The organism is Sphingobium sp. (assembly GCF_041987595.1).
Taxonomy (GTDB): Bacteria; Pseudomonadota; Alphaproteobacteria; order Sphingomonadales; family Sphingomonadaceae; genus Sphingobium.
Genome location: NZ_JBHIWJ010000003.1, coordinates 1 through 17224 on the forward strand (window position 1 = coordinate 1; position 17224 = coordinate 17224).

Below are 17224 nucleotides of genomic sequence, written 5' to 3' on the forward strand. Positions count from 1 at the left end.
CGCCTCGATCCGCGAGGTCGCATGACTATCCTCACCGCATCCGGCGCCCGGCGCAGCCGCTGGGCGCTCAGCTTTGCCGACCTGCTGCTGCTGCTGCTCGGCTTTTTCGTCATGTTGCAGGCCAGCGGTCAGCGGCGCGACGCCATGCTGGCGGAAGTGCGCCAGCAATTTGGCGGCCGCCCGGCGCGGCAGGCGCTGGACATACGGGCCAGCGACCTGTTCCTGCCGGGCGAAGCCTTGCTGACCCCTGCAGGTGAAGCGCGTCTCGCAGCGTTGGCAGGGCGTTTCTCCGCCGGTCGGGGGCGCGTCGAGATCAGCAGCAGGGGCAGTGATCCGGCGCGGCAGCGATTCGATTCCTGGGATCTGGCGGCGGCCCGGCTTGGCGCCGTGGCGCGCGCGTTGAAGGGCGACGGCATAGGCGGAGACCGGCTGGTCATCCGAGGACTCGACCAGCTGGATGGCATCGCGGGCAGAGGCCAGATCATCCGCGTCATAGCCGCTCGATAAGCATGGTTGGCACGAATATTGCGTATTAACGGCTGATCCTGTCCGCTTATCGGAGAGATGCCGTGAACATCATGCCCAAGCTCATCCTTCTCGCGCTGTCGGCGTCCGCCTCGCAACCGGCGCTGGCGCAGCAGAAGTTCGAGAATCTGGATCGTATCGACAGTCTGGTCGCGATGACCGTTGGCGCCAATGTCGGCGAACCGGGCGGCCCGATGGCCCCGGTCGATCGTCGCCTGCATCTGGCCGCCTGTCCGGCGACGCCCAGTGTCGATGGACCCACTTTTGGGGCTGCGATCGTGAAATGCGATGCACTGGGCTGGCGGATTCGCGTGCCTCTGGCGGCGGGTGGCGCGGCAGCGGCTTCGGGGCCCGTGGCGCGCTATGCCCCGGCGGCGCGGCCAGTGGCCAAGGAGGCGCTCGTCAAGAAGGGGGATCCGGTGCAATTGATGGCGGGCAACGCCAGTTTCAGCGTTTCCCGCATGATGATAGCGGATGAGGACGGTGCGGCCGGAGAGACGATCCGCGTGCGTGAAGACAAGAAATCCGCGCCGGTTATGGCGCAGGTCGTGGAAATGGGAATAGTTCGCATTCCGGGATTTAAGGATTTTTGAACGCGTCCGTTATATGGCTATGCGGGACGAATGAAGGATTGAAGCAATGATCAACTCTGTCGGCCAGAATCTGAGTGCCGCCATAGAGGCGAACCGCCTGAAGGAAGGTGGCAAGACGACGCGTGCGTTGTCGGTCGGTTCGACTCCGTCCGCCTCTGCCACGGCAGAGTCGGCCAGCCCGGCCGCCCGCATGGCGGCGGAAGGGGCGCCGGTCGACATGGACCGCGTGGCGGCGATCAAGGCCGCAATCGCGTCGGGTAATTATCCGGTCGATCCTGCGGTCATCGCTGACCGGATGATCGCGCTCGACCTGCCTGCGGCCGACTGATCCCGTGCCGCTGGGTCTTGCCGCGCTGGATGAACTGACCGCTGCGTTCGAGGAACTGCGCGGCGTGCTGGATGGTGCGGACGTAGCGGCAATCGAATCGGCCACCGCGCGGATCGCCCGGGCAGCCTCTGCCGTGCGCGCGATCGGCGGCTGGCGGTCCGATTCGGCGGTCAGGGACCGGCTGGAGGTCCTGCAACCCTTGATGGAGGTGGCGCGGGTGCGGACCAATGTTCTGGCCGACCATGCGAATCAGCGCCTCGCCATATTGGCCGCCCAGGGTTCGGAGACGGCGCCGCTGACCTACGGTCGCTGAAAATCTTCATTTTCCGCTGATTGGACGGGGCGCCTTGCGGGCGCCCTTTTGCGTTGAACGGAGTGGACAGCGTTAATTATGAGCGCGCGTTAACCAAATCTTGGCACAAGCCTTGCTCTAATGATCCCCGGTACCAACGGGGATTAGTCACTCAGTGTCGGCTTTCGCAGACATCACGGCAACAGGCGCTTCGGCGGGCAATCGCGTGACCAACGCGATCGCCATGGCCAGCCGGCGGACGGGCGTGGACTTCGCCTATCTGCTCGGCCAGGCCAAGATCGAGAGCAGCCTCAATCCGACCGCTCGCGCGGCAACCTCTTCCGCGACCGGCCTGTACCAGTTCGTCGACCAGAGCTGGCTCGCCGTCGTCGACAAGCATGGCAGCGAATATGGGCTGGGCTGGGCCGCCGACGCGATCAGCCGGGGCAGCAACGGACGCTATTATGTGGCCGATCCCGACCTGCGCCGGCAGATACTGGACCTGCGCAACCATCCGGAAACGGCGTCGGTCATGGCGGCGGAACATGCTGCCGACAACAAGGCCTATCTGGAATCGAGGCTGGGTCGCGAAGCCGAGCCGGTCGACCTGTACATGGCCCATTTTCTGGGCGTCGGCGGCGCGGCCAAATTCCTTTCCATGGAGGATTCCGCGCCCCATGCGAGCGCGGCTTCCCTGTTCCCGGCGGCGGCGCGGGCGAACCGCTCCATTTTCTACGACAGGCAGGGCAATGCCCGCAGCTTCGCCGAAATCCGCGACCGTTTTGCCGTCAAGCTCCAGAAGGGCTTTGATTCGGTCGGCACCGGCGACATTCAATATGCCGACGCTTCTTTGCCCTCGGGTGCGAAGACCGTGCAGCCCGCCGACTATGTGCGGATCGAAACCCAGCGCCTTGCGAGTACCGCCGACGTCAGCGTCCGGCCGGACCCGCAGACGGCACGTCTCGCCTATCTCATGCTTGCCACCCTCGGAAGGTAACGGCCGACAATGACTCCTGCCCAAGTCAAAGCGAAGATCTGGATGAGCGCCGCCAAAGGCGCGGTCCTGCCGTTCGCGACGCTGATGGTCGTGCTGTTCATGATGGTGCCGGTGCCTTCGTTCATGCTGGACGTCGGGTTCATCGCCAATATCATGATCAGCCTCGCCGTGCTGATGGTCGCGCTGAACGCCGCCAAGCCGCTCGATTTTTCCAGCTTCCCCACGGTGCTGCTGTTCGCGACGCTGCTGCGGCTGGCGCTGAACGTCGCCTCGACCCGCGTGGTGCTGGTGTCGGGGCATGAGGGATCGGACGCGGCCGGCCATGTGATCGAGGCGTTCGGCCATTTCCTGATCGGCGGCGACTATGTCGTCGGCATCTTCGTCTTCGCGATCCTGATGATCATCAACCTCGTCGTCATCACCAAGGGCGCGGGCCGCGTGTCCGAGGTGTCCGCCCGCTTCACCCTGGACGCCCTGCCCGGCAAGCAGATGGCGATCGACGCTGACCTCAACGCCGGTCTGCTGACGCCTGAAGAAGCCAAGGTCCGCCGGCGCGAAGTCGCGACCGAGGCGGATTTCTACGGCTCGATGGACGGTGCCAGCAAATTTGTGAAGGGCGATGCCGTCGCGGGCATCCTGATCCTTGCCATCAACATCGTCGGCGGCATCATCCTGGGCGTGGTCAGCCATGGGCTGAGCATCGGGGAAGCGGCGCAGACCTATATCGTTCTCGCCATCGGCGATGCTCTGGTAGCGCAGGTTCCCGCGCTGCTGCTGTCCATCGCGGCGGCAGCCATCGTCACCCGCGTCGGCAGCGAAGACGATCTGTCGAGTCAGATCACCAGCCAGTTCGGATCGGGCAAGGCCTGGGTTCCGGTGGCGGCTATTCTGACCTTCCTGGGCGTGCTGCCGGGAATGCCGCACATGATCATCCTGCCTGCCGCGGCGATCGCAGGGGCTATTGCATGGCAGCTTCGCAAGGCGGGCCAGCGCAAGGCCGCTGAACCTGAACCCGTCGCGCCGCCGCCCAACCCGGCGGTCATCGAATGGAACGACGTTTCCGACGGCGCGGTGCTGGGTCTGGAGATCGGCTATGGTCTCATCAGCCTGGTCGATGAGCGCAAAGGCGCCCCGCTGATGGCGCGCATCACCGGCATCCGCCGTCAGCTTTCCAAGGAATTGGGCTTCGTCGTGCCGATGGTTCGCGTGAAGGACAATCTGGCGCTGGAGCCGAACCAGTATCGCATCACCATCGCCGGTGTCGTCGTGGGCGAGGACGAGATTTTCCCGGATGATCTGCTGGCGCTCGATAGCGGCGCGCTGGAGGGCACGGTTTCCGGCCGCGAAGCCAAGGACCCGACCTTCGGCCTTGACGCCGTGTGGATCTCGCCCGCCAAACGCAGCGAAGCCGTGGTCGCCGGTTATACCGTGGTCGATCCGCCGACGGTCGTTGCCACCCATCTCAATCAACTGATTGCGATGAATGCCAGCGAGATGTTCGGCCTCGACGAAGCGCGCAAGCTGCTCGACAATCTGAAGGAGGCGGCGCCGCAACTGGTCGATGGCCTGACGCCGGGGCTGCTCAGCCTGACGCAGATCAGCGCGCTGTGCCGCGCCCTGCTGGCCGAGGGCATCGCGCTCAAGGACTTCCGCCGCATCTGCGAGGCGATGGTGGAGGCCGCGCGGCCCGACATGACCCTCGACCAGCTGGTGGAAGCGGTGCGCCAGCGCATCGGATCGCTCATCATTCAGGGTCTTGTCCCGGTGAAGATGCCGTTGCCGGTGATCACGCTGGACGGCGATCTGGAAGCGCTGCTGGCGCAGGCGATGCGCATGGCGGGCGATGCCCGGCATCCGATCGAACCCGCGCTCGCCAACCGCATCATCGAAGCGGTGGTCACCGCCGCCCGCCCGCTGTTGGGGCAGGCGCGCAACTTCGCCATCGTCACCTCTCCGGTGGCGCGCCGCGCGCTCGCCCGGCTGTTCAAGCCCCACCTGCCCGAAACGCCGGTGCTGTCCTTCCTGGAAATTCCCGATGGCAAGGGCGTGGAAGTCGTCGCCGTGGTCGGCGGCGAACAGCGGCCCGCGCCGCGCCACGATCCCCTGCCCGCACGCGAACGCGTTGCCTGAGTTGAGGAGCCTGACCAATGTTCATGAATAGGGTCGTCGCCGGTTCCGATGCCAATACCTATGGCCGGTCCGCCCACGCCAACTCGCCCGAACGGCTGGCGCGCCAATATATGCCGCTGGTCCGCAAGATCGCCTGGCACGTCCATGGCCGGGTATCGAGCGCGATCGAGATCGAGGATCTGCTCCAGATCGGCATGGTCGCGCTGGTCGAGGCGGCCAATGGCTTCGAGGACCGCGGGCTGGGCTTTGCCTCCTATGCGCAGATGCGCGTGCGCGGCGCGATGATCGATCATCTGCGCCGCAACGCCACCATGACGCGCTCTGCCATGGCGCAGCGCAAGACGATCGCGGGCATCCGCAACCGGCTGGAACAGAGGCTGGGCCGCGCGCCGCTGGAGGCGGAAATGTCCGCGGAAATGGGACTGGACGCTGCCGCCTATCGCGAAGTCGCGGACAGTTGCGAGATGGTTCAGCACACCAGCATGGATGAAGTCTATTCCGACCAGTCCATGTGGTTCGCCGATGTCGAGGACCGCGCCGACGATGTGATGGAACGCGAGTCGCTGAAGGGTGCGCTGGCGAAATGCATCGGGGACCTGCCCCAACGCGAGGCGCTGGTGCTTCAGCTCTATTTCGTCGAGGAACTCAATCTGGAGGAAATCGGCGCCACGCTGGACATCGGGGCGGCGCGGGTCTGCCAGATCAAGAAAGCCGCGCTGGACAGGCTGCGCGAGAAGTTGCGCGACTGGAATTGAGAGAGCGGGACCGATCGTTCCGCAATCCCGAAAGCATCAACTGTCGTTCGCCGCGTCGGAAAAGTCCTTGAGCGGCGCATTATCCAGCTGCAGCTGCCGATAGCGCGTCTTCTGGTAATTCTGCGTCCGCCACCATGGCTCGGCCACCTGGAACAGTCCGCTTTTCGCGACATGCGTGCCCAGATCCTTGCGCGCGGTAAAGGCCGCGAACAGCGGCGCCAGCACCAATCCCCCCGCGACCGGCGCGATCCAGCCCAGGGATGTGCCCGATCGGACCGCCAGCAGCGTCAGTCCCGCGCCCAGCAGGATGTGCCATTTGAACAGCCAGATGGCGGGCAGGATCGCCATGCCGTCGCGATCGCGGGTCTGGCCGTTCCAGCTGCTCTTGCGGCCCATCAAAATGCCGAACAGGTTGATCGTCTGGGTCAGCATGCTGACCGGGGCCATCAGGATCGACAGCGCAATGTCCGCGATCACGCCGCGCATCATGCGGATGCCCCCGCCAAAACCGATGCGTGCCGACGGATCGGCCAATGCCCAGAGCATGGCGAGCAGCTTCGGCCCGAACAGCAGCACCGCGGTCAGCGCCAGTAGCCCGCCCGAGGGCAGGATGGCGCTTGGCGGCCAGACGCCAGCCGCCGCGCCGCCCAGCACCACCAGCATCAGCGCCAGCCAGAGTGGCGAGGTGCAGTAGGCCGAGGCCCCGACGAACAGCTGGAACTTGCTGACCGGATGCATGCCCCTGATCTTCGCCAACAACGGAACATGCTGGATATTGCCTTGGCACCAACGCCGGTCGCGGGTGGCGAGATCGGGCAGCGACGGGGGAAATTCCTCGAAACTGTCGTCGGCCATGACGATGTGCACATCCCAGCCGCGACGGCGCAAGAGCGCGGCCTCGATCATGTCGTGGCTCATGATATGGCCGCCAAAGGGCGCGCGGCCGGGCAGTTCGGGCAACCCGCAGCTCTGGGCGAAGGCCTTGGTGCGCAGAATGGCGTTGTGGCCCCAGAACATGCCTTCCGATCCTGACCACCAGATCATGCCCGCGGCGGAAATCGGTCCGAACAGGCGGCTGGCGAACTGCTGCCAGCGGGCGAAGAAAGTAGAGGCGCCGACGATCGACGGCACTGTCTGGATCAGGCCGACATGCGGGTGCCGCTCCATATCGGCAGCCAGGCGCGCCATCGTCTGGCCGCTCATCACGCTGTCGGCATCCAGCACGATCATATAGTCATAAGCACCGCCGAAACGTTCGACCCATTCCGCGATGTTGCCGGGTTTGCGGCCGACATTCAGCGCCCGGCGGCGATAGTGGACGGGCCGGGAAAAGCTTTTGCGCATCTTGAGATAGGCTGTGCGCTCGATCTCGCCATTGTCGGGGTTTGAATCGCTCAGGATGAAGAATTCGAAGCGCTCCCCGCCCATCACCTGCGCCAGCGAGCGTTCCATGATGGACAGCCGGCCCAGCACGCCCCGAAAGTCCTCGTTGCAGACCGGCAGCAGAACGGCGGTCCGGCCGCGCAGCGGGGTCGTCGGCCGGGCGCGATAGGGGCGGGCGCGAGGCGCCTTGCCCATGGTCAGGATCAGGAAGCCGATCAGGCTGGTGGCAAAGCCGAAAGCGATCCAGGCGAAAAGCGGGATGAACAGGGCAAGATACACGCCCTCCCAGACGGAAATGCCGTCAAGGCCGATCGACCGTCGCATTTCGTGCGCCGCCATCGATGCAGGCAGCAGAGCGAGCAGCACCACCAACATGCGCCGCGCCCAAAGGTCGACATTGAAGGGGCGATGCGGCAGATCGCGCGGACTTGTCGAAAAATCCTGCGCAGGCATGGCCAGCCGCCTTTCGGCGGGCAGATGCTCGAACGCCCTGACGGGCACCGGTCCCGTGGCTTTACCCGATTGCACGCCGCCGATCGCCTTCATTCCCGACCCATTTGCCGTTAAACCCCGTGCCAAGAAACCGTTTCGATGCCGGCTGGTTCCCTTCAGGCGCCCAGCGGGTAATGCACATATTCACTGAACGGACGATTGCCAGCGCGGAGTTGGGCGCGGATATCGGCCGCCTTGCCCCGGTCCCGGCGGATATCCAGGACAACCCGGAACAGGCCCTTCTGATGGAGCACCGGATAGCCAGCTTTCTTCACCAGCGTTGCCCCGGCCAGATCGACCCAGATATCGGGTTGCGTCTTGTCCGGCACGCCTGAAAAATCGATCAGCAGCCGTTCGCCGTCGGGTTCGGATTTGCCGAGCCAGATATTCTCGACCGTCGCCAGCCCAGCGGATGCGGGCGCGCGGGCCGTGGTCCAATCGAGCCGGTAGCTGGCCTCGATCCGGCTGCCCGCGCGAACGGCGGCGGCGGGAGTCCAGTAAGCGGCGACATTGTCGGTATATTCGCTGTCGGTCGGAAAGGCATAGAGCCGGATCTGCCCGGCACCCAGCGGTTTGCGCGCGGTCGCCCAGAGCGAGGGCCGCCGTTCGTAAAACACGCCGTCGTCCTGATAATGGTCGAAATCGCGGTCGCGCTGAAGCAGCCCGAAGCCCTTGGGATTGCGCTCGGCAAAGACGTCGACGCGAGGGCTGGAGGGGTTGACCAGCGGACGGCAATGAACCGTGCCGTCGCCGCTGGCGATGCTGAGCATGTCGCTGTCATGGATTTCCGGCCGCCAGTCGGTGCGGGTGCGGCGGTCGGCCTGATCGTACCAGAACATGCTGGTCATCGGCATCAGCCCTAGTTCGGCTATGGAGCGGCGGGTGAACAAGACCGCGTCGACATCCTGATGGACGCCGCCCCGATCGAGGCTGCTGACAAAGCGCATGGCGCCGGTGATGGAGGCGCTGTCGAGCAGGGCGTAAACGGTGACGCTGCTCTTGCCCGTGCGCTCCAGCCAGAAATGGGTGAAGCGGGGAAATTCCTCCTTGCCAGCGATGCTGGTGTTGAGTGCGACGGCGCGGGCGGACAGGCCGAACTGCTTTTCCGCGGGCGCCCGGAAATAGGTGGCGCCCAGAAAGGACAGCCAGTCGCCGTCCCGCGCCGCGTTCATGATGCGGAAACCGGCAAAGCCCGCATCCGGTCCCAGAGCGCGCACCGGATTGTCCGCCGGGGCGTCGAACATGTCCGGATCATAGCGCAGCGGCGTTGCCCGCCCCTTTTCGACCAGCGCGATCGTCACGGGCTGCTGCACCGTACCACTTAAGGGGAAGAGGCGGATGCCGGTGTCGCCGCCCAGATCGTTCCAGATCGTCCGGTCGTCCCGGAACCGCGCCTGATTGAAAGCGTCATAGCCGATCTTGTCCGCGCCGGGGAAAAATGGGGTGACCTTGAACGGACTGCGGGCCAGCCGCTGCGCCTTGCCCACCACCATGTCCCAGGAAAAGGCTTCGGCGCGGGCCTGCGCAAAAAGGGGGCGGGGAAGCAGCAAGGCTGCGCCGGAGGCCGCGATCATCGCGCGGCGGTCTAACTTGGTCATGGTCCGCATCATGGAGGCCATAACCGCCAAGGCAAGTGTTTCGATCCCGAACCGATCGGGAAATGCGATGAAGCCTCCGCCCGGGGGGACGGAGGCTTCCGGTAGCTGGTCGTTTCATCGAAGTTTGGACCCCCGGCACGGTGGGGACTGTTAATGTGCCGGGGGTTGCATGACCGCTGTCGGTGACCAAAACCTCAGACGGTCAATCTGGGAAGAAGCGGATTACTGGATCAGCTTCAGGACGTTCTGCTGGCTCTGATTGGCCTGCGCCAGCATCGCGGTCGAAGCCTGGCTCAGGATCTGGGCCTTGGCGAGAGCGGTCGTCTCGGTCGAAAAGTCCGCGTCCTCGATGCGGCTCTTGGCGTCGGTCAGGTTGGTGACGTTCGCGGTCAGGCTGTTGACCACCGATTCCAGCTGATTCTGCGCGGCACCAAGGTTGGCGCGGGTCGTCGAGATCGTCTGGATTGCGGTGTCGTAGGTGTCGAGGTCGGCCGAGGTCGGGGTGCCGAAGGTCAAACCCGCGATGGCCGTGATGGTGGCGTCGGCGGACAGGTTGTCCAGCGTGATGTCGACGCCGTCGCTGCTGTTTGCGCCAGCCTGGATCGTTACGACGCCGGCGGTGCCAGCCGAGCCGTCGAACAGGGTCAGGCCGTTGAACTTGGTGTTGGCCAGCGTGTCGGTCAGCTGAGCCGAGAGCGACGTCAGTTCGGACGCGATATTCGTCTGGGCATTGGTGTCGTTGGTGCCGTTGACCGACTGGACGGTCAGTTCACGCATGCGCTGCAGGATGTTGGTGACTTCGGCGAGCGAGCCTTCCGCCGTCTGCGCCAGCGAGATGCCGTCGTTCGCGTTGCGGATGCCTTGGGTCATGCCCTTGATCTGCGAGGTCATGGTGGCGGCGATGGCGAGGCCGGCGGCGTCGTCCTTGGCCGAGTTGATGCGCTTGCCGGTCGACAGGCGTTCCATCGCGGTGGAGAGCGCCTTGCTGGAAGACATGTTGGCGTTCTGAGCGCGCAGCGCCGAGGAGTTGGTTCCGATAACAGTCATTTTGATTCCCTTTCCGTTCAGTCAGGTCGCTGCCATCAGGCTGCTTGCGGCCTCGAAAGGGGATAACGGCGGGGGCAAAAAAGCTTTTAGGGCCAGCCGCAATTTTTTTCAAAAAACGTCAAGGACCCCGGAAATCGCGCATTTTGACTGCTTTTAAGGCGGCTTCATATGCACAAGCCGGAAAAAAGTTCCGCCCAGCCGGAAAAAAATTGCCGTTATGCGGCAAGCGGTTTGCCGGATTAACCATATGATAACCATGGTCGGGCAGGTTGAACCCATCGAAGGGGTCTGGGGCGTACGGGGGTACAAGCCAGCCAAAACATGGGGTCAAGTTCATGGCATCACTGGACGTGAGCCGAGCCGTTTGCGCGCTCGTTCCGGGCCTGCGGCACTGGCTGGAAAATGCGTTCTTCTGTGTTCGTATCGTAGACGCGCAAAGCCCGCGTGAGCGTGAGGACCGCCGTGTGCTGCTGGCGACCGAGATCGGTCATGCAACCCATCGCGACATATTGATCAATGTGATCGACGGTGCCCCCTCGCTGGTGCCCGCCGCGAACGGCCTGCCCGCTCGCGTCGCCTTCGGTCTGGAAGATATGGGCTTTGCCTTCGCGCTGATCGCCGAACTCGCCCGGCCCGCTGCCGTTCCGGCGGTAGGCGACCATGCCAGCGCGCGGCTGATGGCTCTGGCTGCCCGCGTGGCCCGCAGCGACGCCACCGTACTGATTCAGGGCGATACCGGCACCGGCAAGGAAGGCATGGCGCGCTTCCTTCACGCCCGGTCGGGCCGTACCGCCCATGACTTCATCGCCGTCAATTGCGCGGCGCTGCCCGAAACCATGATGGAAGCGATGCTCTTCGGTCACAAGAAGGGCAGCTTCACCGGCGCGGCCAATGCATCTGACGGTCTGTTTCTGGCGGCCGACGGCGGCACGCTGTTCCTTGACGAAATCGCCGAGCTGCCGCTGGCGCTTCAGGCCAAGCTGCTGCGCGCATTGCAGGAAGGCGAAGTGCTGCCGGTCGGCGCGACTCACCCGGTGCCGGTCAATGTCCGCATCATCGCAGCCTGCAACCGCAACCTCGCCGCCGAGGTCGCGGCCGGGCGCTTCCGCGAGGATCTCTACTGGCGCCTCAACGTCATGCCGCTGGAGCTTCGCCCGCTGGTGGAGCGTCCGGGCGACGTGACCGCCATTGCCGCCGCCATGCTGCTCCGCTCGCCGGAGGCCTTTATATGGCCGACCGCTGCCGCTCTGGCCAAACTTGCCACGCATAGCTGGCCGGGCAACGCCCGCGAGTTGGGCAATGTCCTTCAGCGCGCGCTCGTCCTGCGTGACGGCGATCGCATCGATGCCCAGGACCTGCATATTTCGGGCGCCCCCCAGCCGCTGCGCGTGGTGCAGGCTCAGGTTCTGGAAACGGCCCAGCCGATCCGCCTGCGCGACGTTGCCCATAATTCGAAGCTGGAAGCGGTCCGCGCCGCGCTGCGCGAGACAGACGGCCACCGCGCCGCCGCCGCGCGCAAGCTGGGCATTTCCGAACGTACCTTGCGCTATCGGCTCGCCGAGATGCGCGAGCTGGCCGCTTAAGGGGAGATAGGACATGTCCGGCATTTCCCCCACCGACAGCGTGATGGCGATCCGCAACGCCATCCTTCAGAAGAACGCGGCGCTGCGCGATGTCGCCCACACCGGCAATGTCGGCACCGGCTCGGCCGTCGGCACCAATGGCGCCACCGCGCCGGGCGGTTTCACCGACGCGCTGAAATCGGCGCTGGAGCAGGTCAATGGCCTGCAAAATCAGGCGGGTGAAGCCGCCGCCTCGTTCGAACGGGGGGAAACGACGGATATTGCCGGCGTCATGCTTGCCAAGCAGCAGGCGTCGGTCAGCTTCGAAGCCACCCTTCAGGTCCGCAACAAATTGCTGTCCGCTTACAAGGACATCATGAGCATGCCGGTGTAATATGAGCGAGAACGCACTCTCCACGAACGTCGGCGGCGCTGCCGCTCTCCCCGCCACCAGCCCCGCCTCCTTCGGCGGCGCGAAGGGCGTCGATGCGCTTAAGGCGCGCTTCACCGGCTTCATAAGGCAGCCGGCGGTGGCGAAAAGCCTGCCGCTGCTGGGTCTGCTGGGCGTCGTTGCGACGGCCGGCGCCGCCTGGCTCGCGCTACGCGAACCGCCGCAGCGCGATCTGTTCCGCGCCTTGCCCGATGCCGACAAGTCGGCGGTGGCGCAGGTGCTGGACCAGAATGGCATCCGCTACGATTTCGACAATTCGGGCGGCATGACTGTTGGCGAGGACGATTATTTCAAGGCGAAGATGATGCTCGCCGCTCAAGGGCTGCCCAAAAGCGCGCCTGACGGCAACAGCATGATCGACAGCCTGCCCATGGGCGCCAGCCGTGCCGTCGAGGGCGAAAAGCTGCGCTCGGCCCGCGAAATGGACCTTGCCCGCACGATCGAGGCGATCGACAGCGTCGAGAGCGCCAAGGTGCATCTGGCCGTGGAGCCGCCCAGCGTCTTCCTGCGCGAACGGGCCAAGCCCTCCGCCTCGGTGATGCTGCGTCTGGCTTCGGGCCGGTCGCTGACCGACGCGCAGGTGAGCGCCATCGTGCATCTGGTCGCTTCGTCGATCCCGGAACTCAATCCGGAGGATATTTCGGTCGTCGACCAGAATGGCCGCCTGATCAGCAATAATGACAGCAATGCCGCTGATGATCGCCAGCTCGCCGTTCAAACGAAGATGGAGGACCGCTATCGCCAGTCGGTGATCGCGCTGCTGACCCCGATCCTTGGCGCAGGCAAATTTTCCACCGAGGTGCATGCCGAACTGAACTTCGCTGAACGTCAGGCGACCCGCGAAACCTATCCGCAGGACGAAGCCCGTCTGCGCAGCGAACAGGGCACCTGGGCCTCTGACCCGCGGGGGCAGGGGGCGGGGGGTGAGGCGAGCGGCGTTCCGGGCGCGCTGAGCAATCAGGCGCCGGTCAACCCGACCGTGACCCAGACCAATCCCAATGGGCAGGCCGTGGCGCAGGGGACCACCAGCGCGCAGACCGCCGCCCAGCCCGGCACCCCGCCCAATCCGCTGATGAAGACGGAAGAAACCTTCAACCGCAGCTTCGAACTGGGCCGCGAAGTGTCCGTCACCAAGGACGCCATCGGCACGGTGAAACGCCTGTCGGTCGCCGTCGCGCTGGACAATGGCCCGGACGGCAAGCCCCGGAGTGCGCAGGAAATCGCCGCTCTGGAAGCGCTGGTGAAGGGCGCGGTCGGCTTCGATCAGGCGCGGGGCGATGTGGTCGCCCTGTCGGCTCGCAGCTTTGCCAGGGAAGAAGAGGTCAAGGCGCCGTGGTATGAAGCGGAATGGGTGTCGCCGCTGGTGCGGAACGTGTCGGCGCTGCTGGTCGCGCTGCTGCTGATCTTCGGCATTGGCCGCCCGCTGCTGAAGCGTCGCGCCGCCGCGCAGGAGGCCGCCGCCGGGCAGACCGCGGCTGAAGGCCAGAAGATCGGCCGCGAAATCTCGACCGAGATCAGCCGTCAGGCGACGGTGAACCCCGACGGTTCGACGCCCGTGACGCTCGACATGATCTCGTCCACCTACGACTATGCCCAGCGCGCCGACCTGATCCGCAACTTCGTGAAGCAGGACCCCGACCGCGCCGCCCTCGTCGTCCGTGACCTTCTGAAGGAAGGGAAGAAGGAAAATGCCTGAGGTTGCCGCCGCCAGTCCGGCGCTGAAGGGCAGCGCCGCCGCCGCCGTCCTGCTGATGCTGTTCGACGAGGACGAAGCCGCGCAGATCCTCTCGCGCCTCGAGCCCGACGAAGTCCGCCAGCTCGGCTATGCGATGTACGACGTCGCGGACGTCGCGGTCGAGGAAGTGAACGAGGCGCTCGACCATTTCGTCACCAAGGCGAAGAAGCGCACCACCATCGGTTATGGCGCGACCCAGCATATTCGCGGCGCGATGACCAAGGCGCTGGGCGAAGAGCGGGCGGAGAATATGCTCGCCCGCATCACCCCGCCGACCCGGTCCACCCAGCTGGAAATGCTGAAATGGATGGACGCCAAGGAAATCGCCGCGCTGATCGAGGCGGAGCATCCGCAGATCATGGCGATCGTGCTGGCGCATCTGGAGGCGCCGATTGCCGCCGATGTGCTGCAATTGCTGCCGGTCGAATATCAGGAAGAGATCGTCTACCGCATAGCCACGCTCGGCCCCGTGTCGAACGAGGCGCTCGATGACCTCGAACAGCTGCTGCTGCGCGGCAACATGGCCAAGAAGCAGGGCGGCGCGTCGCAGCGCGGCGGCACGATCGAGGCCGCGGCGATCATGAATAACGTCCGCAAGGAAAATGAGCAGCGCATCATCAAGGCGCTGGCCAAGCGGGACAAGATGGTCGCCCAGACGATCGAAGAGGAAATGTTCGTCTTCGACAACCTCATCGACATGGACGACAAGAATCTGGGCACGCTGATGCGCACCGTCGACAGCTCGATCCTGGTGGTGGCGCTGAAGGGCGCGAACGAGATGCTGAAGGCCAAGATCTTCGGATCGATGTCGGCCCGCGCCGCGCAGGCCATTGCCGACGAGATCGAGGAGCGCGGCCCGATCCGCCTCGCCGAAGTGATCGACGCGCAGAAGCTGATCATCGGCACCGCGCGCCGCATGGCCGACGCGGGCACCATCATGCTGGGCGGCAAGGGGAACGACTTTGTATAAGGGCTGGAACGGGCATGAAGTCGCCAGCATTCCGCTGGGCGGCGTAGGCCAGGTGACGAGCGGCGGCTTTCGCAGCCTGTTCACCGAGGGGCATGGCACCCACCGTCCCGCCGTCAGCGACGCCGTCCCTGAAAGCGAAGAGGATATTCTCGAACAGGCGCGCATCGAGGCGTTCGCCATGGGCTTCGATGAAGGGTGCCGCGTGACAGGCGACGCCCATGCCGCCGAAACCGAAGCGCGCAACCGGCTGGCCGAAGCGCTCGAACTGCTGTCCCCGGCGCCCAGCGGCATGCTTTCTACCATGCTGTCGGCGACGGTGGTGCGGCTGGTCGAGCAGATCGTGGGCGAGGTCGAAATCGACATAGAGCGGTTGCTCCAGCGCTGCGACAGCGTCGCTGCCTTCATCGAGGACAATGACGAGAAGGGCGCGCTGCACCTGCATCCCGAAGATATCGCACTGCTCGAAGGCGAGGAGATCGGCGTCAAACTGGTGGGCGATCCCGCCATGCAGCGCGGCTGCGTGCGGCTGGAAACCCGGGACGGCTGGGTCGAGGATGGCCCGGACGTGCGCCTCTCGCGCCTGCGCGCCCTGCTCGACGATATGGAGGGCAAGCTATGATCCGCGCCGCGCTTGCACAGGCGGAGACGCTGTTCGACCATATGCAGGTCCAGAACCGTGCACCCCGCCATGTCGGCCGTCTGGTGAGTCATGATGCCGGGATGCTGGAAGTCACCGGCTTCCGCCGTCCGATCGGCGCGGGCGCGCGGGTGATCGCGTCCGACGGCACCATCTGCCGCGCCGAGGTCGTGGGCTTTCGCGGCGACAGGACGCTGCTGGTGCCGCTCGACAGCGATGCGCCGCTGGAAAATGGCGCGCGGGTGGAACCCGATGCGCAGGCGACCATGGTGCAGGTGGGCGAGGGCCTTATCGGCCGCGTCATCGACGCCATGGGTCAGCCGCTCGACCGCAAGGGACCGATCATCGCAGGGGGCAGCTGGCCGCTCAACGGCGTGAAGGGCAACGTCCTCGACCGCGGCCGCGTGACCGAGCCGTTCGATCTGGGCGTGCGCGCCGTCAATGCGCTGCTGACCGCCGGGCGTGGCCAGCGCATTGCCATCATCGCGGGGTCCGGCGTCGGCAAATCGGTGCTGATGGGCCAGATGATCCAGGGCGCCGAAGCCGATATCGTCGTCGCCGGCCTGATCGGCGAGCGCGGCCGCGAGGTCAGCGATTTCCTCGAAACCAAGCTCAAGGGCGCGATGCACAAGAGCATCGTCGTCGCCGTGCCCGCCGACCATCCTCCGGTGCTACGCCTGCGCGCCGCTGCCCGCGCCACCGCCATCGCCGAATATTTCCGGGCACGCGGCAAGAAGGTGCTGCTGCTGATCGACAGTCTGACCCGCTGCGCCCATGCCCAGCGCGAGATCGGTCTCGCCCTGGGCGAGCCGCCAGCGATGAAGGGCTATCCGCCGTCTGCGCTGGCGCTGATCCCGCGTCTGGTCGAGCGGGCGGGCGTTGACGCCCGGACCGGCGGCTCGATCACCGCGCTTTACACCGTGCTGGCCGATGGCGACGACACCGACGATCCGATCGTCGACGCCGCCCGCGCCATCGTCGACGGCCATTTCGTGCTGTCGCGCCATCTGTCGGAACAGGCGATCTTCCCCGCCATCGACATCGGCAAGTCGCTCTCCCGCGTGATGGCCGACGTGGTGCCGGACGAGCATCGCCTTGCCGCCGCCGCCTATCGCCGCCTCTGGGCCGCCTATGAGGAAAATCGCGACCTCATCCTGATGGGCGCCTATCGCCCCGGCAACGATCCGGTGATCGACGAGGCGGTGCAGCGTCGTCAGGAAATCCTCGACTTCATCCGGCAGGATCAGAAGAGTTTCATCGACCTCGACACCAGCGCCAACGCGCTCATCGCCGAGTTCGGCGCATGAAGGGCGAAGTCGCCCGCCGCCAGCGCGTGCTGCGCGTCCGCCATGTGCAGCATGCCATGGCCGCGGCCGAAACCGCCCGCGCCCGCGACGAGGCAGAGGGCATTGCCCGCAACGTCGAACGGCTGCGCAACGTGCGCAATGATCTTTTTGCCGGGCAGGGCGTCGCAACTGGCGCGAATTTTGCAGCGATGCAGGAACTTGCGGGGCGGCTGGAGCAGGCCGGACGGCAATTGGATGGTGCGCTCTACGATGCGCGCCGCAAGGTGGAGGTCAAGGAAACCCTCTCCCTCGCGGCCAATCGGGATCGCGAAATCGCCGTGAAACTCAAGGATCGCGCCCGCGCGGACCTGGAGGAATGGCGGGAGAATAAACTTGCGGCGCTGCCGCGCTATCGCCGGATGCAGCGGACAGGAGATGTCTGA

General features: G+C 65.4%; 17 protein-coding genes. 14 read left to right on the top strand and 3 right to left on the bottom strand.

Going from position 1 to position 17224, the window contains the following annotated elements; genetic code table 11:
- Positions 1 to 21: 21 nt before the first annotated feature.
- The 7 genes from ACFC3J_RS01235 to ACFC3J_RS01265 all read left to right on the top strand — a co-directional run bounded on the left by ACFC3J_RS01235 (position 22) and on the right by ACFC3J_RS01265 (position 5620).
- The gene (locus tag ACFC3J_RS01235) at positions 22 to 507 is read left to right on the top strand and encodes a flagellar motor protein MotB (RefSeq protein ID WP_375194497.1); all 486 of its coding nucleotides are present in this window, start codon (positions 22 to 24) and stop codon (positions 505 to 507) included.
- 71 nt (positions 508 to 578) lie between these two features.
- A complete protein-coding gene (locus tag ACFC3J_RS01240; RefSeq protein WP_375194498.1) occupies positions 579 to 1118 on the top strand; it encodes a flagella basal body P-ring formation protein FlgA in 540 nt (179 codons plus the stop codon).
- A gap of 46 nt (positions 1119 to 1164) precedes the next feature.
- The gene (gene flgM, locus ACFC3J_RS01245; protein WP_375194396.1) at positions 1165 to 1446 is read left to right on the top strand and encodes a flagellar biosynthesis anti-sigma factor FlgM; all 282 of its coding nucleotides are present in this window, start codon (positions 1165 to 1167) and stop codon (positions 1444 to 1446) included.
- 4 nt (positions 1447 to 1450) lie between these two features.
- The gene (locus ACFC3J_RS01250) at positions 1451 to 1759 is read left to right on the top strand and encodes a hypothetical protein (RefSeq protein WP_375194397.1); all 309 of its coding nucleotides are present in this window, start codon (positions 1451 to 1453) and stop codon (positions 1757 to 1759) included.
- Between the two features lie 154 nt (positions 1760 to 1913).
- Positions 1914 to 2735, top strand: a complete 822-nt coding sequence (locus ACFC3J_RS01255; RefSeq protein ID WP_375194398.1) for a lytic transglycosylase domain-containing protein — start codon at positions 1914 to 1916, stop codon at positions 2733 to 2735.
- A gap of 9 nt (positions 2736 to 2744) precedes the next feature.
- Entirely contained in the window at positions 2745 to 4865 is a 2121-nt protein-coding gene (flhA, locus tag ACFC3J_RS01260; protein ID WP_375194399.1) for a flagellar biosynthesis protein FlhA, read from the top strand.
- A 17-nt stretch (positions 4866 to 4882) separates the two neighbouring features.
- Positions 4883 to 5620 carry a sigma-70 family RNA polymerase sigma factor gene (locus ACFC3J_RS01265; RefSeq protein WP_375194400.1) on the top strand — a complete coding sequence of 246 codons (738 nt, stop codon included), beginning with the start codon at positions 4883 to 4885 and terminating at the stop codon, positions 5618 to 5620.
- Between the two features lie 36 nt (positions 5621 to 5656).
- On the opposite strand, the gene mdoH is transcribed toward ACFC3J_RS01265, so the two are convergent.
- The 3 genes from mdoH to ACFC3J_RS01280 form a co-directional block, all read right to left on the bottom strand.
- The gene (gene mdoH / locus ACFC3J_RS01270; RefSeq protein WP_375194401.1) at positions 5657 to 7549 is read right to left on the bottom strand and encodes a glucans biosynthesis glucosyltransferase MdoH; all 1893 of its coding nucleotides are present in this window, start codon (positions 7547 to 7549) and stop codon (positions 5657 to 5659) included.
- A 62-nt stretch (positions 7550 to 7611) separates the two neighbouring features.
- On the bottom strand, positions 7612 to 9093 hold the full coding sequence (locus tag ACFC3J_RS01275) for a glucan biosynthesis protein (RefSeq protein ID WP_375194402.1): 1482 nt from the start codon (positions 9091 to 9093) through the stop codon (positions 7612 to 7614).
- Positions 9094 to 9315: 222 nt separating this feature from the next.
- Positions 9316 to 10140: a flagellin gene (locus ACFC3J_RS01280; protein WP_375194403.1), complete on the bottom strand. Its 825-nt coding sequence runs from the start codon at positions 10138 to 10140 to the stop codon at positions 9316 to 9318.
- A gap of 335 nt (positions 10141 to 10475) precedes the next feature.
- Here ACFC3J_RS01280 and ACFC3J_RS01285 point away from each other — a divergent pair, with 335 nt between their 5' ends.
- Genes ACFC3J_RS01285 through ACFC3J_RS01315 form a run of 7 tightly spaced genes read left to right on the top strand, consistent with a single transcriptional unit; the run spans position 10476 to position 17224 of the window.
- Complete coding sequence (locus ACFC3J_RS01285) at positions 10476 to 11723, top strand: sigma 54-interacting transcriptional regulator (protein WP_375194404.1); 1248 nt, start codon at positions 10476 to 10478, stop codon at positions 11721 to 11723.
- A gap of 13 nt (positions 11724 to 11736) precedes the next feature.
- Positions 11737 to 12096 (top strand): flagellar hook-basal body complex protein FliE, encoded by a 360-nt coding sequence (fliE, locus tag ACFC3J_RS01290; RefSeq protein ID WP_375194405.1) that lies wholly within the window; start codon positions 11737 to 11739, stop codon positions 12094 to 12096.
- Between the two features lies 1 nt (position 12097).
- Positions 12098 to 13849 (top strand): flagellar basal-body MS-ring/collar protein FliF, encoded by a 1752-nt coding sequence (fliF, locus tag ACFC3J_RS01295; RefSeq protein ID WP_375194406.1) that lies wholly within the window; start codon positions 12098 to 12100, stop codon positions 13847 to 13849.
- Positions 13842 to 14858 (top strand): flagellar motor switch protein FliG, encoded by a 1017-nt coding sequence (gene fliG, locus ACFC3J_RS01300; protein ID WP_375194407.1) that lies wholly within the window; start codon positions 13842 to 13844, stop codon positions 14856 to 14858. The genes fliF and fliG overlap by 8 nt, the downstream gene beginning before the upstream one ends.
- The gene (locus ACFC3J_RS01305) at positions 14851 to 15477 is read left to right on the top strand and encodes a FliH/SctL family protein (protein ID WP_375194408.1); all 627 of its coding nucleotides are present in this window, start codon (positions 14851 to 14853) and stop codon (positions 15475 to 15477) included. The genes fliG and ACFC3J_RS01305 overlap by 8 nt, the downstream gene beginning before the upstream one ends.
- On the top strand, positions 15474 to 16802 hold the full coding sequence (locus ACFC3J_RS01310) for a FliI/YscN family ATPase (protein ID WP_192668613.1): 1329 nt from the start codon (positions 15474 to 15476) through the stop codon (positions 16800 to 16802). The genes ACFC3J_RS01305 and ACFC3J_RS01310 overlap by 4 nt, the downstream gene beginning before the upstream one ends.
- Positions 16799 to 17224, top strand: a complete 426-nt coding sequence (locus ACFC3J_RS01315; protein WP_375194409.1) for a hypothetical protein — start codon at positions 16799 to 16801, stop codon at positions 17222 to 17224. The genes ACFC3J_RS01310 and ACFC3J_RS01315 overlap by 4 nt, the downstream gene beginning before the upstream one ends.